The sequence below is a fragment of the Kerstersia gyiorum genome (genome assembly GCF_004216755.1).
Lineage (GTDB): Bacteria > Pseudomonadota > Gammaproteobacteria > Burkholderiales > Burkholderiaceae_B > Kerstersia > Kerstersia gyiorum.
In genome coordinates, this window is sequence record NZ_SGWZ01000007.1 from 103423 (window position 1) to 130282 (window position 26860).

Below are 26860 nucleotides of genomic sequence, written 5' to 3' on the forward strand. Positions count from 1 at the left end.
TCTGAAGTGTTAACCCATATGTAAGCCTCGCTGCGGGCATGATCGCGGCGCGGCGGGGTAACCAATTTTCAGGAATGCCAATGCGGTTCCGTGTCTCTCTCGTCAGTTTGCTGATACTGGCGGCCTATGCGCCAGAGGGCGTCAAGGCCCAGTCCGCCATGCCCGCTGCGGCGGCCAATGCCGAACGTGATTTTGATATCCAGGCGGGTAGCCTGGATGACGCCCTGAGCCGTTTTGGTGCCAGGGCCGGCATCATGGTGCTGGCTGATACGCGCCTGACCGCGGGGCGCAATAGCCCGGGGGTGCGCGGCCGCTACAGTGTCGACGTGGCTCTGGTCAGGTTGCTGTCCGGGACTGGCCTGCAAGCCTATCGTGCGGCGGACGGCGGCTATCGCCTGCGCTTGGCGCCATCGCCGGATGGCAGTGGCGTGTCGGAGCTGGAGGCGGTGGAAGTCCTGGGAAACGACCCCAAGCCGGCCGATGAGGTTTACCGCACGGCGGCCAGTGTGAATTACCTGTCACAGGACGATATCGAACGCTTTCGAGGCACCTCGGTCGGGGACATCTTCCAGGGCATTCCCGGTGTGCTGGTGGGCGAAAACCGCAATTCAGGCGGACTGGATATCAACATCCGCGGGATGCAGGGCCAGGGCCGGGTGCCGGTGCTGGTCGATGGCGCGCGCCAGGAAACCACGGTCTATCGCGGCTATTCCGGCGTGGCTTCGCGTTCCTATGTCGATCCTGACCTGATCGGCGGGATAGAAATCAGCAAGGGGCCGGTTGCTGGTGCCCTGGGTACCGGGGCGACTGGCGGGGTGGTGGCGATGCGCACCATCAATGCCAAGGACATCATCAAGAAAGAGGATGAAAACTGGGGCATACGCGTGCGCGGCAGTACGTCCGGCAACAGCAGCGCAGCGCCCGCGGCGGGGACGGCGGGCGGCATGTTCAATGCCGGCACCTACCGGGTCAACTGCGACCCCGCCGCCCTGTGCGGCGGGCAGTACAGCATGCCTGACACCTATCGCAATGACGAGAACTTCGACCGTCCCGGCACGCTCGATCCCTATAGCTATGCCTCCAGTGTCGCGGGCGCCTGGCGCAACGAAAAACTGGAGCTGGTGGCTGCCGTTTCCAAGCGCCGCCAGGGCACGTACTTTGCCGGCAAGCATGGCAAGGGGGCAGAGCCGGTCATCACCTTGACCGATCCGCCGCCCAGCATTTACTACGACACCGCTACGGTCACGAATGGCGGCACCACGCGCTTCTACACTGGGGAGCGTGTGCTCAACAGTAACAACGAAAGCAATTCACAGTTGCTGAAAGGCAAGCTGAAGTTGTCCGACGCTCAGGATATCGAACTGAGTTATCTGCGCTACCACAGCGAATATGGCGAGCTGATGCCTTCGCAGCTGATGTGGTTCAACAAGATCTACCAGACGCAGAACAGCGAAGTGACGGCGCAGACTGCCACGCTCTCACATCACTGGCAGCCGGCGGATCAGTCCTGGCTGGATTTGCGCACCAAAGTCTGGATGACGCATACGGACAGCTTGAACCGCAACTACGCCTCGGAAGACCAGGCCGAGGCCGGGGCCGAGTCCGGTGTTGCACCCGAACCCGAAACGTACCGGCGCATCGGGGTGGAACTGGGCAATACCTCGCAGTTCGAGGTATGGGGCGAACATACACTCAGCTACGGCGCCACCTTCCAGCACGAGAAAATCTCGACCGATCCGTCCATCGGGGCGCTGGATGACGCTGCAGGGCGCGAGGGCAACCGCAGGGAATACAGCCTGTATATGGACTGGCACTGGCAGCCTGCGCCTGAATGGCAGATCAATTACGGCTTGCGCTACCAGAATTCCCGCACCCGGGATGGCAAGCTGAGTACCGATATGCGCTATGAGTGCGGCAAATGGGCCATGGATGCGCAGGGCGTGGAAAGCTGCCAGCAATATGTCGCAGTGCCGACGGAAATGTGCGATGGCGTAGCCTGCTCCTATCACTATAAAACCCGCAACAGCGGTACGGTGCCGGTGTACAGCATCAGCTGGGAGCCCTGGCTCAATGGCCTGCAGTTCTATGCGCGGCATGCCGAAGCGTTGCGTATGCCCAGCCTGTTCGAATCTACCCAGGGCTGGTCGGTACAGCCCGCGCCCGGCGTGCCGCTACGGCCGGAACATACCCGCAATCGTGAATTCGGCCTGAACCTGCTGACCAACGATGTGCTGCGCAGCAACGACAGGCTGGCATTCAAGGCGGCCTACTTTCGCAACAAGACCAACGATTACCTGACACGCACTTCACCCAACGAGTGGGAAAACCTGCAGCAGGATTTCGTGATGCGCAATATCCGCAGCGTCAAGCTGCGCGGCTTCGAAGCCACCCTGGATTACGACGCCGGACGTGTCTACACACGCCTGAGCGGCACCCGCTACAACTTCATCGAAGTCTGCCACGAGGGCAGCTACCGTCGTGATGACTGCAATAACTATGGTGTCGCCGCGTCCTACTTCAACGACATGATTCCGCCGAAATGGCATGCCAGCGTACTGCTCGGCACACGCTGGCTGGACGGCAAGCTGGACCTTGGCGCCCGATTGACCCTGATGGGCAAGCGCAACCCGACGCCGGCATTCAATGATGACACCAAGCGGGCCTTTAACTGGCCGACGCTTTGGCAAGACTACAAGGTCGTGGATATCTACGCCCGCTATCAGTACAGCGAGGCGGTGTCGGTGGATTTCAACATCGACAACCTGACCGACCGCTATTACGTCGATCCGCTCAGCCTGGGCATGGTGCCGGCGCCTGGACGCACGGCCCGGCTGGGCCTGACGCTGAACTTCTGAAACCTTTGCCGCCGACTGGATACAGACGACAGCAACCTGATGGATGACCCCCGCCAGCAAGGGTAGGAAGAAGGCATGCCCGGCAACGGGCATGCGCGTGGACCTGGCTGTGCCGGGGCAATGAAATAACCGATTTTTTTGAACAGAAAGAGACCAGCATGAAACTGAACAAGTACGTGATGTTGCTCGGCCTTCCCCTGATGTTGGCCGCGTGCGGCGGTGGCGGCGGAGATGGCGATAGCGGCGAGCGCCCGGTAACGAAAAGCCCGGTGGCCAATGCCGGGGTTGATCAGATAGTGCCGATGGGAACAGTTGTTCAGCTCGACGGTGGCGCGAGTGAGGCAGGTACCAACGGCAATGATTTGCGCTACATCTGGAGCCTGCCCGAGAAACCGATGGGCAGCAGCGCGGTCTATGCCGATGCGGGTATTGTGAACCCCAGCTTCCTGGCGGATCTGCCGGGCCGTTATACCGCGACGCTAACTGTCAACGACGGCGTGGTTGATAGCGCATCTGACAGCGTGACGATCACGGCGACGACCACGGTGCCGGTGGCGATCGCCGAGCCGGTGCAGGACGTGGCCCTGAGCGCTGAAGTCGTGCTCGACGGCAGCCAGAGCGTTGCGCCCAGCGATGGTGATGCCGGTGCGCTGGTGTATCGTTGGACGCTGTTGTCCAAGCCTTCGGGTTCCCAGGCCGAATTGACGGATGCGACGACGGCCAAGGCGCGTTTCCATGCGGATGTGGAAGGCGAATACCTGGCCTTGCTGATCGTCAACTACGGCGACCAGGTCAGCCAGCCGCGTGAAGTGCTGGTGCGTGCGGCGAAAGGGAATACTGCCCCGGTAGCAAATATCGAAGTGGTGTCAATTGGCGGCAAGCCGGTAGAACCCTTGACTGGCAAGAACAAAAAATATCAGGTCGAACGTGGCCAGGAAGTTGTGTTCAGCGGCAGCGGAAGCACGGACGCCGATGGGGATGAACTCAGCTATCGCTGGGGCGCAACAAGCTGGACCCAGGGATCCGAGATTGCGAACAAGCTCAAAGGCAAGCAGGCCGAATTCCGCATGACGCCGGATGTCGCTGCTGGCGACTGGTCGGTCTCGCTGCAAGTCTTCGATGGCCAGCTCTACAACCAGGTTTCTGCCCTGCTGAATGTGGTCAAGCCCGAGGGGGCAGAGAATACGCCGCCGGTCGCAAGGCTGGATCCGGTCACGACGACCGAAACGTATGAGATGGAGTTGGGCCAACTCACCAATATCAGCGCGTTTTCATCCTACGATATTGATGGAGACTCGCTTTGGGGCAAGCACAAATTGCAGTTGCTGGACTATCCGGCAGGGTTTACGCCGCCAGATTGGTCCGCGCCCATCTGGAGCACGACACAGTTCACGCCCACGGAGTTGGGTGACTATCGCGTGCGCTTGATTTCCAATGATGGTCTGGCGGACAGCTTGCCGGTCGAAGCGGTCTATACCGCCAAACGTGGCGCCAATCACAAGCCGAAGGCAAGTGTCGTGGTGACGGCTGCTACAGCCCTGATCAATCAGGATATCAAGTTCGGTTGCGGCGGCAGCGACCCGGATGGCGATGAACTGACATGCGAATGGGCCGTGGCTGATACGCCAGACGGCAGCGCAGCGACGTTGCAGGTACTGAACGGCGGCAAAACGGCTAGCATGAAAGCCGATAAACCGGGGCGGTATGTCGTTGATCTGGTGGTGGTGGACAGCAAAGGCGCACGTAGCCAGGCCGCGTCTGGCAGCATCCATGTCAAGTCCGTCAACAACCCGCCGGTATATGCCGGACTCTATCATTACGCCTATGGCGAGTTCTCGATACTCTGGACGTCCATCGCCAACAAGCAGGTGGGCAGTCATTTGGGCACCGCGGCGCAACCTTATCTCGTCGGACAGCGCATCGACCTGATGCCGATCAGCATGAGCGACCCCGATGGCGACAAGCTGTATCCGCTCTGGACCCTGATCGAGCAGCCGAAAGGCAGCGAACAGGTCGAGGCGGTGGATACCGAGAACTTGAGCTTCACGCCCCAGTATCCAGGCCGCTATGTTTACCAGTTCATTACCAGCGATGGCATCGTCAAGACCCAGCCCCAGCAGGTGGCGGTCGAGGTAGTGAAGGAAGAGGAGTATCCCGGCCTGCTGCTCAGGACGCATGGCGCCTATGATGACCCCGCCAATCTGTATCCCACCCGGGGGGGTGTGCAGCCGCAGCTGGGTTGGCCGCATGACTGGATGAATACCGTGGCCGTGAAGCAGGATCCGGCAGGCGGCGCGTCCTTGAGCAAGGCATGGAATGCAGGTGTCCTGTTCAGCATGACGGCCCATGACAAGGATTACACCGTGTCGGATATGCGAGTGCAGGCCGATGGCGATCGTCCGGAATTGCCGAGCTTTGTTGGATTGACGAATGGCCAGAAGATCAAGCGCGGGGAAACTGTCTACTTCCTCGTCTATGACCCGCGCCAGGCATCCAATGGAACCCTGGACCCCGGAACGGAGATCGAATGGTTCTTCCGCATTGCCGAAAAACCTGAACAAACCTTCCGATATCGCCAGCGTTATCAGTTGTATTGATACGGCAGTGTTTCTCCTGGCCCTGAAGTGAGGGCCATGGGGACACGCAGAAAAGGCCGGTGTGAAGCGATTCACACCGGCCTTCTTCAATGCAGGCTTGACGGCAAGGGCTGGCGTTCAGACAGGCGGGGGGGGGCGGGCAATCATTGCCCGGTTGCAGCCCGGGCGTACGCGGTTGGCCCGCCTGTCTTCAGAATGCCGAGCAGTGCCCGCCGGTCGGCGCCTGGCCAGACCCCAATGCAATGATGGCTGGTTCCTTGCGCAGGTTGATGGGGGCGGAAGCTGACCAGTCCCAGGCCAGGAAGGCCACCAGGACGATCCAGAAAAGCGTAATGGAAAATTTGCGCTGCATGATGATCTGTCCTTAGAAACCGTAGCGGCGGCGCAGGCGCACGCCGAGGATGGAGCCGCCGAAGGCCAGCACGATCCAGATCCAGCCATGCACGCTGCCCGTACTGATGCCACTGACCATGGCGCCCACGTTGCAGCCGAACGCCAGTCGCGAGCTGTAGCCCAGCAGGAACCCGGCGATCAGGCCGATGACCCACTGCTTGCCGGTCAGGGCTTTGCCTGCGCCTGCCTTGCTGGCAGAAATCCACAGGGCGCCGGCCAGGATACCCAGGTTGGTGATGGTGGTCACATCCAGCAGGACATTCTGCGATAGCGTATGGAAGTTGCCGGGTTGGCTCCAGAACGGGTTGGCGGCAGGATCGAACAGGCCCAGCGACGTGAAAATCTTTGCGCCCCACAGGCCGAAACCATAGACCACGCCCCAGGGCTGGCCGGCGATGACCAGGTTCAGGACGGCCAGTAAGGCCAGGCCGATGCCGGCAATCACCAGCTTGCGATCCAGCCAGCGCGAACGGCGTTCGCCGCGCTTGCCCCATGCCAGGGCCAGCGCGCCAACCAGTGCCAGGCCGACGAAGGTCAGCAGCAAGGCCTTGCCGGGGCCGTAGGTGTTGACCAGCCCGATCGGCTGGACGGCACCCAGTGATACCCATTGCTCCAGTTGGGCCGATCCCAGGAAGCTGCCCAGCGTGAACAACGGCAGGATGGCCATGTTCAGCGGAACGCCCATGCCTGCCTTGTAGAGCGTACCTGAACCGCAGCCGTCGGCAATCTGCATGCAGGCGCCGAAGACGAAGGCGCCGATCAGCAGGCTGAAGCTAGGGGGGCCCAGGGCAGCCATCAGGTCGGTGGGGAAGGCGGCCAGCAGAGGGATGGAGATGGCCGCCGCGACGGCCAGCAGGATCAATTGGGCGCACACGCCGGTAGCGTCGCGGTTTTCGATCAGTTTGCGCCAGCCGGTCGTAAAACCGAAGCGGGCGCCGGCCAGAATGCCGCCCATGCCCAGACCGACCAGGAATAGCAGGGCTTGGCGCAGCGAAACGAACCAGGCCAGCGCCACGAAGGCAGCGGCGATGGCGATGGAGAGTGGAAGGCGTGACATATCAGGAGAAGGGCGAAGGAAAGGCAAAGGGCCGGTGGCGGCCGGAAACCGGCGCATTCGTCCGGCTTCGGCGCGCCGCCGGGAAAGCATCAGTTGAACAGGCTCTTGATCTTGTTGCCGATCTGGCTGCCGCGCCCCGGTTCGTTGTCCATGGGCAGGGGAGCATCGGCATTGGTCCAGTCTGCCAGTGATTCCGGATACATGCGCACATTCGGCAGACCTGCCAGTTCGGACAGCGCGAACCAGTCCGTGGCGGCCCAATGCCCGGTGTTGCAGAAAGCGATGGTGTCGTCGGCCACTTCAGGGAAATGCTGGCGGGCGATTTCGCGGGCCTGTTCGGCGCCGACGATGCGGGTGGTGCCAGGTTCGAACCAGACGCTGTGTTCAAGATTGACCGCGCCGTGGATGGTCCCCGGCGTCGAGGCGGTGGGCGCCTTCACCTGGCCCAGGAAGAAATTCTTCGGACGTGCGTCGACCAGGCGTGCCTCAGGGTTGCCTATCTGTGCCTGCACGTCGTCCTGGGTGGCCAGGATCGCGGTATTGAGCACAGGCTCATACTGGCTGGCAGCGACGCTGGCTGCAGCCTGTTCCTGGGGCAAGCCGGCGTCCTGCCATGCATGCATGCCGCCGTTGAGCACAGACAGGTTTTCCAGGCCCAGATACTTGAGGGTCCAGTAGACTCGGGCGGCGGCGCCAAAGTCGGTGATGTCCGCGCCGCTGGAGACCACGATGGCATGGCTGCCCTGGTCCAGGCCCAGCTGGCGCAGTTGTTCTGCCAGGCGGGTCAGCGGCGGCAGCTGGCCGGGGCTATTGGCCGGACCACGCCAGGAGCCATAGGGGGCGGACAGGGCGCCGGGCACATGGCCCGCCTGGTATTGCTCGGGCGGGCGGATGTCGATAATGCGGGTTTCCGGCGCTGTGCGCAGCTCATTGAGCGCGGCCGGGTCCAGGACGGGCTGGCTGGCGGCTGCCTGCAGGCTGCAGGCAGCCATGAAGAGGGCAGCGCCGCCTTTCAGGACGGTAGTGAGAATGGCGTGTTTCATGAATTTTTCCGGGGAATCGCTGCCAGTTTATATGTGTATGTGTTCGTATAAGCTGATCCGTTTATTCCTTTTTGTGATAAGAAAATCAGGAGAAGAAATAAGCGCGGCGGGGCAGCGGCCCATGAATGGCGCGAGATGCCAGGGTGGGCCTGCCTGGCAGGCCACGGCAAGAGCCGTTGGCGTGGCTGGCCTGGACGGCGGGCACCCTTCGGTCATCCGGGGCGCGTGTGGTGTGGATGCAGCAATGTCCATGCATGGAGCATAGGCATCTCCCGGCCTGGCCTGGGCAGGCGATACAGTGGCGGGCTGAAGATACTGATGCCGGTAGCGGCGAGAGCGGGGAGACATGAAGGCGGACAGCTGGGCGAGGTTATTGCTGCTGGCGGCAGTGTGGGGCGGCAGCTTCATGTTCCTGCGGATCAGTACGCCGGTCATGGGCGTCATGCCTACGGTGTTCGGGCGGGTCTTTATTGCGGCCATCGGCCTGTACGCGCTGCTCAGGATGGCGCGCATCAAACTGGATTTCGATGGCCGCCTGGTACCGGCGCTGTTGCTGGGCGTGATCGGTTCCGGCATTCCCTTCCTCTGCTACACCATCGCCTCGTTGTTCATTCCAGCCGGCTACAGTGCCATCCTGAATGCCAATACGCCCCTGATGAGCGTGCTGGTGGGGGCCTGTTTTTTCGGCGAATCCGTCAGCCTGAGCAAGGTTTTCGGTATCTTTGCCGGGCTGGCCGGGGTCTGGGTGTTGATGCAAAGCGGGCCGGTCGCGCTGGACTGGCAGGTCATGGTCGGCATGCTGTCCTGTCTGGTGTCCACGGTTTGCTATGGCACGGTAGGGTACCTGACGCGGCTTTGGATCACGCGCCGGGGCGGCATGGATAACCGCCTGCTGGCGTTCGGCAGCCAGTTGGGCGCAACAATCTTCCTGCTGCCCATGCTGCTGGTGTCGTTGTTGCTGCACCCGGAGCAGGGCAGCAATATGCTGAATGCCGGGGCCAAGGCCTGGCTCGCGCTGATTGCCCTGGGTTTTGTCTGTACCTCGTTGGCCTACATTCTGTTCTTTCGCCTGCTGGCGGAAGTGGGGCCGGTACGCACGACCACCGTCACGTTCCTGATTCCCCTGTTCGGCGTGCTGTGGGGCTATCTGTTCCTCGACGAGCAATTGTCCCTGGCGCACCTGGGCGGTGGCGGGCTGATTGCGCTGGCCCTGTTGCTGGTGACGACGCAGTTCCGCCGCAGGCCGACCTGATGCATGACGGAAAAGGGCATCCGGGGCGGGGGCCGGAAAGCCTTGCGCAGATAAAATGAAACTCTGTTAGAATTCGGCTTGGCGGGCCCCTCCGCATGGTTCGGCGGCGAATCTGGTCAGGTCGGGAACGAAGCAGCCATAGTCGTGCAGAATCAGTGCCGGAGTCAGGCTCGCCTTTTGAATTTCAACAAGCCCGGTGGCGTTAGCGCTACCGGGCTTGTTCGTTTCCGTCCCATGCAGGATAAGCGGCCGGATAATCTGGCAATGTGATCTTGCGCATGTGCCAACAGGCTCTACAATCGCGCAATGAGTTATCTGGTCCTTGCCCGAAAGTGGCGCCCGAAATCCTTTGACACGCTGGTCGGCCAAGACCACGTCGTGCGTGCGTTGACGCACGCGCTGACGACCCAGCGCCTGCACCATGCCTGGCTCTTTACCGGCACGCGCGGCGTGGGCAAGACCACACTGTCGCGCATCCTGGCCAAATCGCTGAACTGCGAAACCGGCATCACGGCCCGCCCCTGTGGATGTTGCCGTGCGTGTACGGAAATTGATGCCGGCCGCTTCGTGGATTACGTCGAGCTGGATGCTGCGTCCAATCGTGGCGTCGACGAAATGACCCAACTGCTCGAACAAGCGGCATATGCGCCCAGCGCGGCGCGCTTCAAGGTCTACATGATCGACGAAGTGCACATGCTTTCCGGGCACGCCTTCAACGCGATGCTCAAGACGCTTGAAGAACCGCCGCCCTACGTCAAGTTCATCCTGGCGACCACTGATCCGCAGAAGATTCCACCCACGGTCCTGTCGCGCTGCCTGCAATTCAACCTGAAGCAGATGTCGGCCGATGCCATCGTGGGCCACCTCAGCCATGTGCTGGGCGAAGAAGGCATTCCCTTCGAGACGCAGGCCCTGTGGCTGATCGCACAGGCGGCCTCGGGCTCGATGCGTGACGCTTTGTCGCTGACTGACCAGGCCATTGCCTACAGCGCGGGCAGCATGACGGACGAAGCCGTGCGCGGCATGCTGGGCACCATAGACCAGCGTCATCTGGTACGACTGCTGGACGCCTTGCTGGCCCAGGATGGTTCCGCCATCCTCGCGGTTGCCGATGAACTGTCCGTGCGCGGCCTGTCGTATTCCGGTGCGCTGGGCGACCTGGCGGTGCTGCTGTCGCGTATCGCCGTCGCCCAGCGTGTGCCGGCCGCGATCTCGGCGGATGACCCCCTGGGGGCGGATATCGTCCGCCTGGCCCAAGGGATGGACGCGGATGCCATCCAGTTGTTCTACACCGTTGCGGTGCATGGTCGCGGCGAGCTGGCGCTGGCGCCGGATGAGTATGCGGGCTTCGTGATGACGGTGTTGCGCATGCTGTCGTTGTCGGCTTCGGCTGGCGGCGCGGCTGGTGCGCCGCCCGTCTCTGGTGGTGCCGACACGGGCACGGCCAGGCCGGCTGCCGTGGCTGCGCCGGTACCAAACGTTGCACCTGCCCAGTCCGATCCGTCCGCGCAATCCAGAACGTCCATGTCGTCTGCGCCGCCTGCACCGGCAACGGTGGGGACTGCGAGTGCCGCTGCCAACCCGCAGCAGGCCGCCGCTTCTGATGTGGCTCATGACGTGACCAAGGATGCTGCCAGTGACGGTGCTTCTGGCCTTGCACCTGTTCCTGCTGCGGCCTCGCCTGCCCAGGCTGCCGTTGCGGCCGAGCCCACCGTTCAGGCCGAACCGCCCCCTGGTGTGCAGGCCGCCACGACGACGGTTCAGCCTGCGTCTTGCGCGTCTGACAGCGCAAACGAGGCTGCTGCACCATCCGCCACGGCGGATGTGCGGGATCAGGGGCCGGTCACCGAGCCAGCCGTGGCAGCAGCCAGCCCGGCCGCTGACAGCGCGGGCATATCTGGTATGCCGGAAGCGGCAGGCTCCCCTGTCGGGACGGCCGCTGCGCCACCGGATGACGATGTTCCGCCCTGGGATATGGACATTCCTGCCTTTCCGCCGTCCGGCGACGATCTGCAGGTTGATGACGAACTGGACGTTTCTGCGCGGTCGCAGCGCGCTCCTGGCAAGGGGCGCGCTGCAGAACAGGGCGCAGGCCAGGCCGATGCCCGCGTGGCTTCGCGCCGGCCTGCGGAATCGGCGCCGCGCCGGGCTCGGCCGGCTGCTCCTTCGCCGGGTGTCATCGCCCTGGACCGTCCCTGGTATGAGGTCGCGGCCTCGCTGCCGGTGACCGGGCTGGCATCGGAGCTGGCGCGCCATAGCGAGTGGCTGGGCGTGCAGGGCAATACCATCCGCCTCAAGGTGGCGGCACGGACCCTGGCCGAGGTCAATGGCCGGGACCGTCTGCGGCACTGCCTGGAAGAATACTTCGGTTGCCGGGTCAACCTTGACATCGAGGTTGCGGAAACCGGTGACGGCACGGCCTATGCCGTGGATGAGGCCGTGCGCGCCGAGCGCCAGCGCGTGGCCGAGGAAACCGTGCAGGCCGATCCTTTTGTGCAGGAACTCGAACGGGATTTCGACGCCCGGGTCTATCCGGGTTCGGTCAGGGCAGTCATGCCCGAGGCGTCCGGCAACGCCTGAGCGTGCCTGGATGCCCCTATTTTCACCAAGCAAGCAAGGAATGACAGCACCATGATGAAAGGTCAAATTGCCGGCCTGATGCGCCAGGCACAGCAAGTGCAGGAAAACATGAAAAAAGCGCAGGAAGCGCTGGCGGAATTGGTCGTGGATGGCGCTTCGGGCGGCGGCCTGGTCAAGGTTTCCATGACCTGCCGTCACGACGTGCGCCGCGTTACCATCGACCCCAGCCTGCTGGGCGAAGACAAGGACATGCTGGAAGACCTGGTTGCCGCCGCATTCAATGATGCGCTGCGCAAGGCCGAGGCCGCCAGCCAGGAAAAGATGTCGGCCGCGACCGCCGGTATGCCGCTGCCCCCGGGCATGAAGCTGCCGTTCTAAGGGCGCAGAGGGATGGATACGCCTGCCGGTGAACCCGCGCCTTTGCGGGAACTGATAGACGCGCTGCGGCGTTTGCCGGGCGTAGGGGTGCGTTCCGCGCGCCGCATGGCGTATCACCTCATGCAGCACGATCAGGACGGCGCCCGCCAGCTTGCCGACAGCATAGGCGGGGCGCTGTCGCGTCTGCGCCGTTGCTCGCGCTGCAACAACTTCACCGAAATGGATCCCTGTGCAATCTGCAGCCACCCCAGGCGGAACCCAGGTTTGCTGTGCGTCGTGGAAACGCCGGCAGACCAGAACACCATAGAAGCCAGCCAAGGCTACCGTGGGTTGTATTACGTGCTGATGGGACGCCTCGCTCCGCTGGAAGGCATCGGGCCGCGCGAACTGGACTTCGACCGGTTATTGCGCCGGGCGACGGACGGGCTGGTGCGGGAAGTCATCCTGGCCACCAATTTCACGGCTGAGGGTGAAACGACGGCGCATTTCCTGTCAGAAGCCCTGGCGGCTCGTGGGCTGAAGGTGACGCGCCTGGCGCGCGGCGTGCCGGCTGGCAGTGAGCTGGAATATGTCGACGCAGGTACGATCGCCTGGGCGCTGATGGAGCGCCGCAGCGCTGAGTAGCGGCCGGGTCGGGCAGGGGAGGGGCGCCAGGGTGGCGCGCCTGTCGTGCTCTTTCTGGAATGCAAAAACGCCTGCCGGACCGAGAGGGTCAGGCAGGCGTTTTCCTTGTCCAGCTGCTATGTGGCGCCGGCATGCGATGGTGCCTGGCGCCGCTGGCCCAGGCCTCAGGCGGCGCGCTGGCGCGCCGCTTCGATCATGGCGTCCAGCTTGACGGCATCGGCCGAGAAGGCGCGTATGCCTTCGGCCAGCTTTTCCGTGGCCATGGCGTCGTCGTTGAGCTGGGTGCGGAAGGCAATTTCGTTGCACGGCAGCAGGGCAGGCGCCTGCTCGCGCGCGCTGGCGGCATTCAGCCTGGGCTCGACCTCGCCGTTCTGCGCGGCCAGTTCGGTCAGCAGTTCGGGGCTGATGGTCAGGAGATCGCAGCCTGCCAGCGCCAGAATCTGCCCGGCATTGCGGAAGCTCGCGCCCATGATTTCCGTTTCGATGCCGTGGGTCTTGTAGTAGGCGTAGATGTTGCTGACCGACTTGACACCAGGGTCGTTGGCGCCGGCATTGGCGGGCTCGTCCCAGGCGGCGCCGGCTTGCTTCTTGTACCAATCGTAGATGCGGCCCACAAACGGCGAAATCAGCTGCGCGCCGGCATCGGCGCAGGCGACGGCCTGCGGCAGGGCGAACAGCAGGGTCATGTTGCAGCGTATACCTTCGGCCTGCAGAATGCGGGCGGCCTGGATGCCTTCCCAGGTGGAGGCAATCTTGATCAGTACGCGCGAGCGCGGGATGCCGGCTTCTTCGTAGCGGGCGATGATGCCGCGGCCGCGTTCGGCGGTTGCCTGGGTATCGAACGACAGGCGGGCGTCGACTTCGGTCGAGACCCGGCCGGGAATCAGGGCCAGGATTTCGCGGCCGAAGGCGACCAGCAGGTCGTCGAGCAGTTCAGGGGTGGAGGCATCCGGGCGCTGGGCCACCACGCGTTCGAGCAGCGGACGGTATTCCTCTTTTTGCGCTGCCTTGAGGATCAGCGAAGGGTTGGTGGTGGCGTCAGTGGGCTGCAGGGTCCTCAGCGCGGCGAAATCGCCGGTGTCGGCGACGACGGTGGTGTGGCGGCGCAGGGATTCGAGCAACGAAGGCATGGTGGCGGAACTCCGGAGAAAAAGATGTTCTGGGGCGCGGCGGACTGCCCTTGGGGCGGTAACGGTGCGCTGCCGGAAGCGTAGCATTTTGTGCCGTCCTGATGTGGGGCTGGATATCAGGCGGCAGGGGCTTTGCATGGGTGCAGCGGGATGGAAAGGTTCTGTTGCGCCATGGCATCGGAGCATTCCCAAATCGTGCAAGGCGGCAGCCAGTGCGGGAATCTGCGCAGATTCGGTGCTCTGCGGCTGTAAAACTCTGCGAACAGAAGCCAGACGCAAGGTATAATCCAAAGGTTTACTTACCGTTTTTGAACTGGGGCTTATCTTGACCTTGTTGCCGTCCATTTTTCCCGAGGGCGTAGACCAGCTTGCGCCTGCAATTCTCGCATTGGCAGACGGCACGGTTTTCCGGGGTGTTTCCATCGGCGCGCCGGGCCATGCTGTTGGCGAGGCGGTTTTCAATACCGCAATGACGGGCTATCAGGAAGTGCTGACCGATCCGTCCTATACCGGGCAGCTCGTTACCCTGACCTATCCTCATATTGGCAATACCGGCATCAATGCCGAAGATTGCGAGTCGCCGGCCGTCTGCGCCGGCGGCCTGATCGTGCGCGACTGTTCGCTGCGCGTTTCCAACTTCCGCTCGGAAAAATCGCTGCCGGCCTACTTGCGCGAGCAGAATGTCGTCGCCATTTCCGGCATTGATACCCGCAAGCTGACGCGCATCCTGCGCGAAGGCGGCGCCCAGGGCGCCTGCATCCTGGTTGGTGATGACGCCGAGCAGGCCATTGCATTGGCCCGTGCCTTCCCTGGCATGGATGGGCAGAACCTGGGCGAGCAGGTCTCGACCAAGGAAGTGCAGAACTGGAATGAAGGTACCTGGCGCCTGGGCGAGGGCTTCCCCGTCCTGGACAACCAGCGTCCCCATGTCGTGGCCTACGACTACGGCGTCAAGCGCAATATTCTGCGTCTGCTGGTCGATGCCGGCTGCCGCGTCACCCTGGTGCCGGCCACCATGCCCGCCAGCGAAGTGCTGGCCATGTCGCCCGATGGCGTGTTCCTGTCTAATGGCCCAGGGGACCCTGCCGCCTGCACGCAGTCCATCGCCGCCGTGCGCGAGCTGCTTGACGCCCGCGTGCCGCTGTTCGGCATTTGCCTGGGCATGCAGCTGCTGGGTCTGGCGCTGGGTGCTCGCACCATCAAGCTGAGCCACGGCCACCACGGCAACAACCATCCGGTCAAGGAACTGGATACCGGCAACGTCTACATCACGAGCCAGAATCACGGTTACGCCGTTGATGCCGATTCCCTGCCGGCCAATGCACGTGTCACGCACATCTCGCTGTTCGACGGCACGCTGCAGGGGGTGGAATTGACAGACAGGCCCGCGTTCGGTTTCCAGGGGCACCCTGAAGCCAGCCCCGGGCCGCGCGACATTGTCGTGCTGTTCAACAAATTCGTCAGCCTGATGACCGCCAAATCCTGAAGACAGCGTTACCATGCCCAAGCGTACAGACATTAAAAGCATCCTCATCATCGGCGCGGGTCCGATCATTATCGGCCAGGCTTGCGAATTCGATTATTCCGGCGCCCAGGCCTGCAAGGCCCTCAAGGCTGATGGCTACCGCACTATTCTGGTGAACAGCAACCCTGCCACCATCATGACGGACCCGGAAACGGCGGACGTCACCTATATCGAGCCCATCACCTGGCAAGCGCTGGAAAAAATCATTGAGCGCGAGAAGCCCGATGCCCTGCTGCCGACCATGGGCGGTCAGACCGCGCTGAATTGCGCGCTGGACCTGGCCCGTGAAGGCGTGCTGGATCGCCATGGCGTCGAATTGATCGGCGCCAATGCCAAGGCCATCGAAAAGGCCGAAGACCGCCAGCTGTTCAAGCAAGCCATGACCGACATCGGCCTGGAATCGGCCAAGTCCGGCGTGGCGCACTCGATGGACGAAGCCTGGGATGTGCAGCGCCGCATCGCGGCCGATGTCGGCACGTCCGGTTTCCCCGTGGTCATCCGTCCCAGCTTCACGCTGGGTGGTACCGGTGGCGGCATTGCTTACAACGCTGAAGAATTCGAAACCATCTGCCGTCGCGGCCTGGAAGCTTCTCCGACCAAAGAACTGCTGATCGAAGAATCGCTGCTGGGCTGGAAGGAATTCGAGATGGAAGTCGTCCGCGACAAGGCGGACAACTGCATCATCGTCTGCTCCATCGAAAACCTGGACCCGATGGGCGTGCATACGGGCGACTCCATCACCGTGGCGCCGGCTCAGACGTTGACGGACAAGGAATACCAGATCATGCGCAACGCGTCTATCGCGGTGCTGCGTGAAATCGGTGTGGATACCGGCGGTTCCAACGTGCAGTTCGCGGTCAACCCCAAGAACGGCCGCATGATCGTCATCGAGATGAACCCGCGCGTATCGCGTTCCTCGGCGCTGGCGTCCAAGGCCACCGGTTTTCCGATCGCCAAGGTGGCGGCGCGTCTGGCCGTGGGCTATACGCTCGACGAGCTGCGCAATGAAATCACCGGCGGCGCGACGCCGGCCTCCTTCGAGCCGACCATCGACTACGTGGTCACCAAGGTGCCGCGTTTCGCTTTCGAAAAATTCCCCTCGGCAGATTCGCGCCTGACCACGCAGATGAAGTCGGTCGGCGAAGTCATGGCCATCGGTCGCACCTTCCAGGAATCCTTCCAGAAAGCCTTGCGCGGCCTGGAAGTCGGCGTCGACGGCCTGAATCAGAAGACGACGGACCGTGAAAAGCTGCAGGTCGAGCTGGGCGAACCCGGCCCGGAACGCATCTGGTACGTGGGCGACGCTTTTGCCCAGGGTTTCAGCCTGGAAGAAGTGCACCAGCTGACCAGCATCGACCCGTGGTTCCTGGCGCAGATCAAGGAAATCGTCGATATTGAGCTGGCGCTGGAACAGCGCACGCTGGCCGATCTGGATGCCGTCAGCCTGCGTGAACTGAAGCGTCGCGGTTTCTCCGATCGGCGTCTGGCTTTCCTGCTGGATACCTCCGAAGGCGAAGTGCGCAAGCTGCGTCACCAGCTGGATATCCGTCCGGTGTACAAGCGCGTTGATACCTGCGCAGGCGAATTCGCTACGCGCACGGCGTACATGTACTCCACCTACGAGGAAGAGTGCGAAGCGGCGCCGTCGGATCGCAAGAAAATCATCGTGCTGGGTGGCGGGCCGAACCGCATCGGCCAGGGCATCGAGTTCGACTACTGCTGCGTGCACGCAGCGCTCGCCCTGCGCGAGGATGGCTACGAAACCATCATGGTCAACTGCAACCCGGAAACCGTCTCCACCGACTACGACACTTCCGATCGCCTGTACTTCGAACCGCTGACGCTCGAAGACGTGCTGGAAATCGTCAACAAGGAACAGCCGGTCGGCATGATCGTCCAGTATGGCGGCCAGACTCCGCTGAAACTGGCGCGTGCCCTGGAAGCCAATGGCGTGCCCATCATCGGTACCAGCCCGGAATCCATCGACGTTGCCGAAGATCGCGAACGCTTCCAGAAGCTGTTGAACAAGCTCGGCCTGCGCCAGCCTTCCAACCGCACCGCACGCACCGAGGCGGAAGCCCTGGCTCATGCCGGCGAAATCGGCTATCCGCTGGTGGTGCGCCCAAGCTACGTGCTGGGTGGCCGCGCCATGGAAATCGTGCACGAGCAGCAGGACCTTGAGCGCTACATGCGCGAGGCCGTGAAGGTCAGCAACGACTCTCCGGTGTTGCTGGATCACTTCCTGAACAACGCGACCGAAGTCGACGTGGATTGCATTTCCGATGGCGAGACCGTTTTCGTCGGCGGCGTGATGGAGCACATCGAACAGGCTGGCGTGCACTCGGGCGACTCTGCTTGCAGCCTGCCGCCGTATTCGCTGTCCGAAGATGCTGTGGCGGAAATCAAGCGCCAGACCGCGCTGATGGCCCGTGCGTTGAACGTGAAGGGCTTGATGAACGTGCAGTTCGCTATCCAGGACGGCGATGTCTACGTGCTGGAAGTGAACCCGCGCGCTTCGCGTACCGTGCCTTACGTCTCCAAGGTCACCGGCCTGCAACTGGCGAAGATCGCCGCGCGTGTCATGGCAGGCAAGACGCTGGCCGCCCAGGGTGTCGAGCGCGAAGTGGTGCCGTCCTACTTCTCCGTGAAGGAAGCGGTGTTCCCCTTCGTGAAGTTTCCTGGCGTCGATACGTTGCTCGGACCGGAAATGAAGTCCACCGGTGAAGTCATGGGTGTGGGCGCCACGTTCGGCGAAGCCTTCGTCAAGGCACAGTTGGGCGCAGGGGAGCGCCTGCCCGCTTCCGGCACGGCCTTCATCAGCGTGCGCAACCGCGACAAGGCCCGCGCCGTCGAGGTGGCCCGTGGCCTGCATGCGCTGGGTTTCAAGCTGCTGGCCACGCGTGGCACGGCGGCTGAACTCGAAAACGCCGGCATCCCGGTGCAGGTGGTCAACAAGGTGACGGAAGGCCGTCCGCACGTGGTGGACATGCTGAAGAATGGCGAAATCAACCTGGTGATCAACACCGTGGAAGAGCGCCGCAATGCCATCGCCGACTCGCGCGCCATCCGCACCCATGCGCTGGCTGCGCGTGTGATGCAGTTCACGACCATCGCCGGCGCCCGCGCTGCGGTGGAAGGCCTGCAGTATCTGCACCAAGGCGGTGGCCTGCAGGTTTACTCGCTGCAGGGCTTGCACGAAGACCTGCGCAAGCAGCAGGCCTGATAGCCAGAGTCTAACGAGGCGGCGATGAGGATTTTCTTCTCGCCGCCTTTTTTGCGGCCTGCTGTTTTGACGGCGGGTGCATTTTTCCTGATCCTGGCTGGAGTCGGGCGCGGCAGGCAGCCGTGTCCGGGGCTGGGAACGGCGGCAAGTTCTTCTTGGTTTTTTCTGGAGTTTCCGTATGTCTGGTAGTTATTTCCCGCGCTGGCGGCTGGCTGATTCGGCCCAGTCGGTTATCGGTCCCGAAGACCGGCTGCCATGGCCGCAAACGGCGGCCATGGGGGTGCAGCACGTGGTCGCGATGTTCGGCTCGACCGTGCTGGCCCCATTGCTCATGGGCTTTGATCCCAACGTCGCGATTCTGATGTCTGGTGTCGGCACGCTGTTGTTCTTCCTGTTCGTCGGCGGCCGAGTTCCCAGCTACCTGGGTTCCAGCTTCGCATTCATCGGCGGGGTGATTGCCGTGACAGGCTACGCCGGCGGCGGGCCAAACCCCAATATTGCCGTGGCGCTGGGAGCCATCATCGCCTGCGGCCTGGTCTATACGCTGATTGGTCTGCTTGTGTGGTGGTACAACAGCAAGACCCGCGGCGGTGCAAGCATCCTCATCGAAAAGCTGATGCCGCCGGTCGTGACCGGCGCCGTGGTGGCGGTGATTGGCCTGAATCTTGCACCCATCGCGGCCAAAGGGGCCATGGGTGGGTCTACCTTCGATGCCTTGATGGCCCTGGCGACCATGCTCTGCGTTGGCGGCGTGGCCGTGTGGACTGGCGGCATGGTGCAGCGTTTGCTGATCCTGGTAGGCTTGTTCCTGGCCTGCGTGCTGTATTTCCTGCTGACGAATGTCGCGGGCCTGGGTACGCCGATAGATTTCACCCTGGTCTCGCAGGCGGCATGGATCGGCTTGCCGACCTTTCATGCACCAGAGTTCCAGTGGACAGCCATGGGCCTGATCGCACCAGTCGCCGTCATCCTGGTGGCGGAGAACCTGGGGCACATCAAGGCGGTCAGCGCCATGACGGGCAAGGATCTCGATAGCTACATGGGTCGGGCATTCGTCGGTGACGGCGTGGCCACCATGATTTCCGGCAGCGTGGGCGGGACGGGTGTGACGACCTACGCGGAAAACATCGGCGTGATGGCTGTTACTCGCATCTATTCCACCCTGGTTTTCGTGGTGGCGGCACTGTTTGCCTGCGTGCTGGGGTTCTCGCCCAAGTTCGGTGCCCTCATCCAGACGATCCCCGGCCCGGTGCTGGGCGGGGTGTCGGTGGTGGTGTTTGGCCTGATCGCGGTCGCTGGTGCCCGTATCTGGGTGGTGAACAAGGTGGATTTCAGCGACAACCGCAACCTGATTGTCGCGGCCGTTACGCTGGTCATGGGAGCGGGTGATTTCTCGCTGTCCATCGGCAATTTCACGCTTAACGGTATCGGGACGGCTACCTTCGGCGCGATCATTCTGTACGCCTTGTTGCGCAGCCGCAAAACGGCCGTCCAGCCTTGAGGCCCGCTCCGGTGCGCGCGCCGCCGGAGATGTTTGCAGAAAGCCCCTAGGGTACTTGCTTTTCCCTGCAAGTTTGCCGACAATGTCATTAACGCACACCCCGGTTCAGTACGTTCCGGGGTTTTGTTTTGTGGTGTTCAGGGTTCTCCTGGATGCCTGGGGCCTGCTGCTGGCCTGTGGCCAGCGCGTAGGCGCGCCATGAAGGCCGCGCAGAGAACGCCCCGGTTTCCGCCAGTCAGGCGGAACCAGATTTTCTCCGATTTCTTTCGCGGCTGGCGGCAACGCCGGCCCGCGATTTTGCTGGCCCGATCTGCTTGGCAGATCGGGTTTTTTCCAGGTGGCGAGGGGTTTCGTCGCCTGGTGATGAACGCCCGTACAGGCTTAGACCGGTACGGTTCTAGTCTAGGCGCCTTATCCTTGAGGCAAGGCGCTGTTTGTTGTGTAGGAAGAGACATGCCTGCTATTCCGTTGACTGCGAGTGGCGTTGAACGTCTGCAAGCCGAATTGCATCAGTTGAAAACCGTTGAACGTCCCACTGTAATTGCGGCGATCGCCGATGCACGGGCCCAGGGCGACCTGTCGGAAAATGCCGAGTACGATGCGGCGCGTGAGCGTCAGGGCTTCATTGAAGGCCGGATCGCCGAGCTGGAAGGAACGCTGTCAAACGCGCAAATCATCAATCCGTCCGAACTGGACGGCGAGGGCCGGGTGGTGTTCGGCGCAACCGTGGAAATCGAAGACCTGGAAAGCGAAGTCCGGGTGGTGTACCAGATCGTGGGTGACGTCGAAGCGGATATCCGCGCGAACCGCATTTCGGTTTCCAGTCCGGTGGCCCGTGCGCTGATCGGCAAGAGTGCTGGTGACGTCGTTGAGGTCAACGCGCCATCCGGTCTCAAGGAGTATGAAATCATCAGCGTGCGCTACGCCTGAAAGGCAGCGCGCGGTGACTCTGGCCGGCGGCGCAGCGATGCGCCGTTGGCAAAGCAGAAATGACGGGCCATCTGGCCCGTTTTTGTTGGCTGCGCGCAATGCGCGGTGCCGGACGGGCCTGTGGCGGCCCGTCATGCGTAGCTCAGCGGCCGCGACGTGCGCCAGCGCGCAGTGTCATCGAGCTGCCGCGACGGACATTGCCGCCCAGGCTGCTGCGGCCAGCGGTCTTGCTCTTGTGCAGGGTGGGGCGGGCCGGGCGGTCGGTGTCGTAGGGATCCCTGCGCGCCGGTTTGGCCGGTTCGGCATTGGCCTGGCGGCGCGACGCAGGCTTGGGAGCACTGCGGCCAGCTGCAGCCTGTTTCTTGGGCACGTAGACATCGTTGTTGCGGCGGCCCTGGGCTTGCGTTTCTTTTTCGACGGCGGGACGGTACAGAATCAGCATCTTGCCGAGGTGATGCACCAGGGCGCAGGAGAGCTGCTCGCAGATCGTGGCGATGATTTCTTCGCGGCTTTCGCGATCTTCGCCGCCCGCGCGTACTTTGATCAGCCCATGGGCGTTAAGATTGCGGTCGATTTCCTGAATAACGGCGTCAGTCAGCCCGCGATCCCCGATCAGTACGACCGGGTGCAGGGAGTGGGCGGCGGCGCGCAGGGCGCTGCGCTCGCGTGGAGTGATTTCTAGATTCGGCATGAACCGGATTGTACGAGAATGGCTAAGAAGAAATTTTCTAAAAGTTGGTTGCAACAGCATATTAACGACCCTTATGTGAAAATGGCACAACAGAAGGGCTATCGCGCGCGTGCGGCGTTCAAGCTGATCGAGATTCTCGACAGTGAAAAGTTGATGCGCCGAGGGGATGTGGTGGTTGATCTCGGTGCTGCGCCGGGCAGTTGGTCCCAGGTTGCACGCGAGCGGCTGGTGGGCGCGGGCGGAACGGTTGACGGTCGTATCGTGGCGCTGGACCTGTTGCCGATGGAACCCATCGCAGGGGTTACCTTCATCCAGGGGGACTTCCGGGAAGACGAAGTGCTGCGCCAGCTTGAAGAAGAGCTGCAAGGCGCCGCCGTGGATCTTGTTATTTCCGATATGGCCCCCAATCTATCCGGTGTGGGCGCTGCAGATTCGGCACGCATCCAGCATGTGTGCGAACTGGCGCTCGAATTTGCGCAGGCGCATCTCAAGCCGGATGGCGCGTTGATCGTCAAGGCGTTCCATGGCAGTGGGTTCTCACAAATTGTTGCCGATTTCAAGGGAGTGTTTCGCCGGGTGGTGGAGCGCAAGCCCAAGGCCTCGCGCGACAAATCCTCGGAAACCTTCATCGTCGGTGTCGGCCTGAAACCGTGAAATGGCGTGTTTCGGTGCGTTGCGTCGTTGACAGTAACGCGGTTGCGCTCTTTTTCACCTTCAGAAGGTGCTTCCCGGCAGGACAGGCCGGCGAACAGGCTGAAGGGATCTGAAATGCCCGTTTCCAGACGATCTTGCGCAGGCAGGGTAGAATGGGACATATTGACAAACTCATGACGGCGCAGCGAGGGGGCTTGCCGCGTCATCTGGTCGGAATCAGAGCAGGAGATCGACCTTGAACAATTCGTTTTCCAAAGTGGCCGTGTGGATGGTGATTGCACTCGTCCTCTTCACGGTCTTCAAGCAGTTTGATAGCCGCGCGCCCAGTCAGGACCGCGTGAGCTACACGCAGTTCATGGAGGACGCGCGTGGGGGGCGCATTCGTTCCGTGGACGTGCAGGGCGACACGCTGATCGTGACGCCGGACGCAGGCCGTCCGTATTCCCTGACGGCGCCGGGCGACCTGTGGATGGTGCCTGACCTGATGAAGTACGGGGTGCAGGTGTCGGGCAAGCCGCGTGAAGAGCCGTCCATGCTGATGAGCATCTTCATTTCCTGGTTCCCGATGCTCCTGCTTATCGGGGTCTGGGTCTTCTTCATGCGTCAGATGCAGGGTGGCGGGCGCGGGGGCGCCTTCAGCTTCGGCAAATCGCGTGCGCGCATGCTGGATGAAAGCAACAACACCGTAACGTTCGCCGACGTTGCCGGTTGCGATGAAGCCAAGGAAGATGTTCAGGAAATCGTCGATTTCCTGCGCGACCCGAGCAAATTCCAGAAGCTGGGCGGCCGGATTCCCCGTGGCGTGCTGATGGTGGGCTCGCCCGGTACCGGCAAGACGCTGCTGGCCAAGGCTATCGCCGGCGAAGCCAAGGTACCGTTCTTCAGCATTTCCGGTTCCGACTTCGTTGAAATGTTCGTCGGCGTGGGCGCTGCCCGCGTGCGCGACATGTTCGAAAACGCCAAGAAGCATGCGCCTTGCATCATCTTCATCGACGAAATCGACGCAGTCGGCCGCCAGCGTGGCGCAGGCCTGGGCGGCGGTAACGACGAGCGCGAACAGACGCTGAACCAGATGCTGGTGGAAATGGATGGTTTCGAATCCGGCCAGAGCGTGATCGTGATCGCCGCGACCAACCGTCCCGACGTGCTGGACCCGGCGCTGACGCGTCCAGGCCGCTTCGATCGCCAGGTCGTGGTGCCGCTGCCCGACGTCCGTGGTCGCGACCAGATTCTCAAGGTGCACATGCGCAAGGTGCCGGTGGCGCCGAACGTCGATGCTCACGTGCTGGCCCGTGGTACGCCTGGCTTCTCGGGCGCCGACCTGGCCAACCTGGTCAATGAGGCCGCGCTGTTTGCCGCCCGCCGCAATGGCCGCACCGTGGACATGGTTGACTTCGAAAAGGCCAAGGACAAGATCATTATGGGTGCGGAACGCCGCTCCATCATGATGCCCGAGGAAGAGCGCCGCAACACGGCCTACCACGAGTCCGGCCACGCCGTCGTGGCGCGTTGCCTGCCCAAGACCGATCCCGTACACAAGGTCACCATCATCCCGCGCGGTCGTGCGCTGGGCGTGACGATGCAACTGCCGGAAGGCGACCGCTACAGCATGGACAAAGAGCGCTTGCTCAATACCATCGCCGTGCTGTTCGGCGGCCGTATTGCCGAAGAAATCTTCATGCACCAGATGACCACTGGCGCCTCGAACGACTTCGAACGCGCCACGGCCATCGCCCGCGACATCGTGACGCGTTACGGCATGACGGAATCCCTGGGCCCGATGGTCTATGCGGATAACGAAGGCGAGGTATTCCTCGGCCGCAGCGTGACCAAGACGACCAATATGTCCGAAGCCACCATGCAGAAGGTCGATGCGGAAATCCGCAAGATCATCGACGAGCAGTATGCCGTGGCACGCAAGATCCTCGAAGACAACCGCGAGAAGGTCGAAGTCATGACCAAGGCGCTGCTGGAATGGGAAACCATCGACTTCGACCAGATCGAGGACATCATGGCCGGGCGCAAGCCTCGTCCTCCCCACGTGCCGGATGCCCCCAGCGACAGCAACGGCAACGATGCCGCGCCTGGCGCGCCGTCGGCTGGCGTGAAGTCCGGGGAAGACGACGCCGCTGGCAACAGTGCGCCCTCGTCGCCGACGGTCTGATTATTGCGGTACAAATTCTGCACACATGGTAGATACGCTGCTTTGCGGACGCTTTGAGCTGGCGCTCAAGCGTCCGCTTGTCATGGGGATCGTCAATGCAACGCCGGACTCCTTTTCGGATGGCGGACAGCACGATGCCCCGGAGCAGGCCATCGCCCATGCCTGGCAGTTGCTGGAAGAAGGCGCCGATATCCTGGATATCGGCGGTGAATCGACACGGCCCGGCGCGCAGCCGGTGTCGGTCGAAGATGAGCTGGCCAGGGTGCTGCCGGTAGTGCGCGCCCTGCAGGGCGCAGGGGTGCCGCTATCTGTGGATACCTGCAAGCCCGAAGTCATGCGCCGCGTACTGGATGCCGGTGCCGACATGATCAACGATATTGCCGGTTTCAGCACGCCGGAAGCGGTAGCAGCAGTCGCCGACAGCCGTTGCGGCCTGTGCGTCATGCACATGCAGGGCGAACCGCGCACCATGCAGCAGTCGCCTGTCTACCAGGACGTGGCTGGTGATATCGCTGCTTTCCTGGCGCTGCGGGTCGCAGCGCTGGAAGCGGCAGGCGTGGCGCGTCAGCGTCTTTGCCTGGATCCAGGCTTCGGCTTCGGCAAGACGGCGGATCAAAATTACGAATTGCTCAAACGGCTGCCTGAACTGCTGGCTGCCGGCCTGCCCCTGTTGATCGGGTTGTCGCGCAAGACCATGATAGGCGCGGCCACGGGCCGTCCGGTGGCGCAGCGTGTGGCGGGGAGCCTGGCTGGCGCACTGGCGTGCGTGGCCCGAGGTGCAAAAATTATCAGAGTGCACGACGTGGCAGCCACATGCGATGCGCTGAAAGTGTGGCAGGCTGCGGAACAGGGGTATATCTCAAATGACGAAGCGTAAGTATTTCGGCACCGATGGGGTGCGCGGCAAGGTTGGCGGTCCGGTGATCAATGCGGAATTCGCCCTAAAGTTGGGTTATGCAGCCGGCAAGGTGCTGGCGCAGAGCTATGCCGGTTCCGGCCGGCCCCGCGTGCTGATCGGCAAGGACACGCGAATTTCCGGTTACATGCTGGAGTCGGCGCTGGAAGCGGGCCTGTCGGCGGCAGGCATCGACGTTCTGCTGGCCGGTCCGCTGCCGACGCCCGCCATCGCCTACCTCACGCGCGCGTTCCGCTTGAATGCCGGTGTGGTGATCAGTGCCTCGCACAACCCGTATTACGACAACGGCATCAAGTTCTTTTCCGATCAGGGCATGAAGCTGCCCGATGAGACCGAAGCCGCCATCGAGGCAGCGCTGGAGCAGCCCATCAGCTGCGTGGAGTCGGAAAAGCTGGGCCGGGCCCAGCGGCTGGACGATGCCTCGGGGCGCTACATCGAGTTCTGCAAGAGCACGTTCCCCAATGACCTGGACCTGAGCGGCAAGAAGGTCGTGGTGGATGCCGCGCATGGCGCGGCTTACCACATCGCACCGCACGTGTTCCGCGAACTGGGTGCGACGGTGCATGCCATCGGTTGCTCGCCTGACGGCCTGAACATCAACGAAGGCGTGGGTGCGCTGCATACCGAAGCGTTGGCCACCGAAGTGCTGGTCCGTGGTGCGGACATGGGCGTGGCGCTCGATGGCGATGCCGACCGTATCCAGATGGTCGACGGCAACGGCCGCATCTACGACGGCGATGAATTGCTCTATGCCATCGTGCTGGATCGCCTCAAGCGTGGCCCGGTGGAAGGCGTGGTGGGTACGCTGATGACCAACTACGGCTTCGAGCTGCAGATGAAGAAGCTCGGCATTCCCTTCGTGCGTGCCAAGGTCGGCGACCGCTATGTGCTGGAGCAGTTGCTGCAACGCGGCTGGCTGTTTGGCGGCGAAAGTTCCGGACACCTGCTGTGCCTGGATTGCCATCGCACGGGTGACGGTATCATCGCCGCGCTGCAGGTGATGGCGGCCTTGAGCCGCAATAACGTGACACTCGCCGATTGGGTGTCCGATCTGAAAATGTATCCGCAAGTCATGATCAATGTGCCCCTGAACCCCGGGACTGACTGGCAGGCTCATCCGGGTCTCAAGGCGGCGCAAGCAGACGTGGAAGCGCGACTGGCTGGCCGTGGCCGGATTCTGATCCGTGCTTCCGGCACCGAACCTAAGCTGCGGCTGATGGTCGAAGCGGAGGAAGCGGAACTGGCTCGTTCGTGCGCGCAGCATCTGGCCAGCGTAAACTTCACCCAGGCTTCATGAAAGTGTCAATGACTTGAAATGTCGCTGAGCGACACTATGATGCCTTGCCA

Annotated in this window: 19 protein-coding genes and 1 other RNA gene; 15 read left to right on the forward strand and 5 right to left on the reverse strand. The window is 62.6% G+C overall.

Annotated features, from left to right (window positions below; genetic code table 11):
• Positions 1-80 precede the first annotated feature (80 nt).
• Both EV679_RS16415 and EV679_RS17755 read left to right on the forward strand, forming a co-directional pair.
• Positions 81-2855, forward strand: a complete 2775-nt coding sequence (locus EV679_RS16415) for a TonB-dependent receptor (protein ID WP_207224954.1) — start codon at positions 81-83, stop codon at positions 2853-2855.
• Between the two features lie 158 nt (positions 2856-3013).
• Positions 3014-5452, forward strand: coding sequence for a PKD domain-containing protein (locus EV679_RS17755; protein ID WP_207224955.1), 2439 nt, complete (start codon positions 3014-3016; stop codon positions 5450-5452).
• 190 nt (positions 5453-5642) lie between these two features.
• Here EV679_RS17755 and EV679_RS17680 read toward each other — a convergent pair whose 3' ends face one another.
• The 3 genes from EV679_RS17680 to EV679_RS16430 all read right to left on the reverse strand — a co-directional run bounded on the left by EV679_RS17680 (position 5643) and on the right by EV679_RS16430 (position 7945).
• A complete protein-coding gene (locus tag EV679_RS17680) occupies positions 5643-5804 on the reverse strand; it encodes a hypothetical protein (protein ID WP_165390075.1) in 162 nt (53 codons plus the stop codon).
• Positions 5805-5816: 12 nt separating this feature from the next.
• Complete coding sequence (locus tag EV679_RS16425; RefSeq protein ID WP_127774738.1) at positions 5817-6902, reverse strand: YeeE/YedE thiosulfate transporter family protein; 1086 nt, start codon at positions 6900-6902, stop codon at positions 5817-5819.
• Between the two features lie 89 nt (positions 6903-6991).
• Positions 6992-7945: a sulfurtransferase gene (locus EV679_RS16430; protein WP_068370252.1), complete on the reverse strand. Its 954-nt coding sequence runs from the start codon at positions 7943-7945 to the stop codon at positions 6992-6994.
• A gap of 346 nt (positions 7946-8291) precedes the next feature.
• On the opposite strand from EV679_RS16430, the gene EV679_RS16435 reads away from it, so the two are divergent.
• The 5 genes from EV679_RS16435 to recR all read left to right on the forward strand — a co-directional run bounded on the left by EV679_RS16435 (position 8292) and on the right by recR (position 12779).
• Positions 8292-9197, forward strand: a complete 906-nt coding sequence (locus EV679_RS16435; RefSeq protein ID WP_068370249.1) for a DMT family transporter — start codon at positions 8292-8294, stop codon at positions 9195-9197.
• Positions 9198-9277: 80 nt separating this feature from the next.
• Positions 9278-9375: signal recognition particle sRNA small type (ffs, locus tag EV679_RS16440), an RNA gene on the forward strand.
• Between the two features lie 128 nt (positions 9376-9503).
• Positions 9504-11777 carry a DNA polymerase III subunit gamma/tau gene (locus tag EV679_RS16445; RefSeq protein ID WP_130487789.1) on the forward strand — a complete coding sequence of 758 codons (2274 nt, stop codon included), beginning with the start codon at positions 9504-9506 and terminating at the stop codon, positions 11775-11777.
• A 51-nt stretch (positions 11778-11828) separates the two neighbouring features.
• On the forward strand, positions 11829-12155 hold the full coding sequence (locus tag EV679_RS16450; protein WP_068370245.1) for a YbaB/EbfC family nucleoid-associated protein: 327 nt from the start codon (positions 11829-11831) through the stop codon (positions 12153-12155).
• A 12-nt stretch (positions 12156-12167) separates the two neighbouring features.
• On the forward strand, positions 12168-12779 hold the full coding sequence (gene recR, locus EV679_RS16455; protein WP_130487790.1) for a recombination mediator RecR: 612 nt from the start codon (positions 12168-12170) through the stop codon (positions 12777-12779).
• A 164-nt stretch (positions 12780-12943) separates the two neighbouring features.
• On the opposite strand, the gene tal is transcribed toward recR, so the two are convergent.
• Positions 12944-13909 (reverse strand): transaldolase, encoded by a 966-nt coding sequence (tal, locus tag EV679_RS16460; protein ID WP_130487791.1) that lies wholly within the window; start codon positions 13907-13909, stop codon positions 12944-12946.
• Positions 13910-14240: 331 nt separating this feature from the next.
• On the opposite strand from tal, the gene carA reads away from it, so the two are divergent.
• The 4 genes from carA (at position 14241) to greA (ending at position 21088) form a co-directional block, all read left to right on the forward strand.
• Positions 14241-15395, forward strand: coding sequence for a glutamine-hydrolyzing carbamoyl-phosphate synthase small subunit (gene carA / locus EV679_RS16465; protein WP_165390077.1), 1155 nt, complete (start codon positions 14241-14243; stop codon positions 15393-15395).
• A gap of 13 nt (positions 15396-15408) precedes the next feature.
• Entirely contained in the window at positions 15409-18657 is a 3249-nt protein-coding gene (gene carB / locus EV679_RS16470) for a carbamoyl-phosphate synthase large subunit (protein ID WP_068370239.1), read from the forward strand.
• Between the two features lie 178 nt (positions 18658-18835).
• Entirely contained in the window at positions 18836-20158 is a 1323-nt protein-coding gene (locus EV679_RS16475) for a solute carrier family 23 protein (protein WP_130487792.1), read from the forward strand.
• A gap of 453 nt (positions 20159-20611) precedes the next feature.
• Positions 20612-21088, forward strand: coding sequence for a transcription elongation factor GreA (gene greA / locus EV679_RS16480; RefSeq protein WP_068370234.1), 477 nt, complete (start codon positions 20612-20614; stop codon positions 21086-21088).
• Between the two features lie 142 nt (positions 21089-21230).
• Here the strand turns inward: greA and EV679_RS16485 are convergent, their stop codons facing one another.
• Positions 21231-21779: a YhbY family RNA-binding protein gene (locus EV679_RS16485; protein WP_130487793.1), complete on the reverse strand. Its 549-nt coding sequence runs from the start codon at positions 21777-21779 to the stop codon at positions 21231-21233.
• Positions 21780-21797: 18 nt separating this feature from the next.
• Here EV679_RS16485 and EV679_RS16490 point away from each other — a divergent pair, with 18 nt between their 5' ends.
• The 4 genes from EV679_RS16490 to glmM all read left to right on the forward strand — a co-directional run bounded on the left by EV679_RS16490 (position 21798) and on the right by glmM (position 26810).
• Complete coding sequence (locus tag EV679_RS16490; protein ID WP_068370230.1) at positions 21798-22433, forward strand: RlmE family RNA methyltransferase; 636 nt, start codon at positions 21798-21800, stop codon at positions 22431-22433.
• 235 nt (positions 22434-22668) lie between these two features.
• Positions 22669-24597, forward strand: coding sequence for an ATP-dependent zinc metalloprotease FtsH (gene ftsH / locus EV679_RS16495; protein ID WP_130487794.1), 1929 nt, complete (start codon positions 22669-22671; stop codon positions 24595-24597).
• Positions 24598-24622: 25 nt separating this feature from the next.
• Positions 24623-25474 (forward strand): dihydropteroate synthase, encoded by an 852-nt coding sequence (gene folP, locus EV679_RS16500; protein ID WP_130487795.1) that lies wholly within the window; start codon positions 24623-24625, stop codon positions 25472-25474.
• A complete protein-coding gene (gene glmM / locus EV679_RS16505) occupies positions 25461-26810 on the forward strand; it encodes a phosphoglucosamine mutase (protein ID WP_068370224.1) in 1350 nt (449 codons plus the stop codon). Before folP ends, glmM begins: the two co-directional genes overlap by 14 nt.
• Positions 26811-26860: the final 50 nt, after the last annotated feature.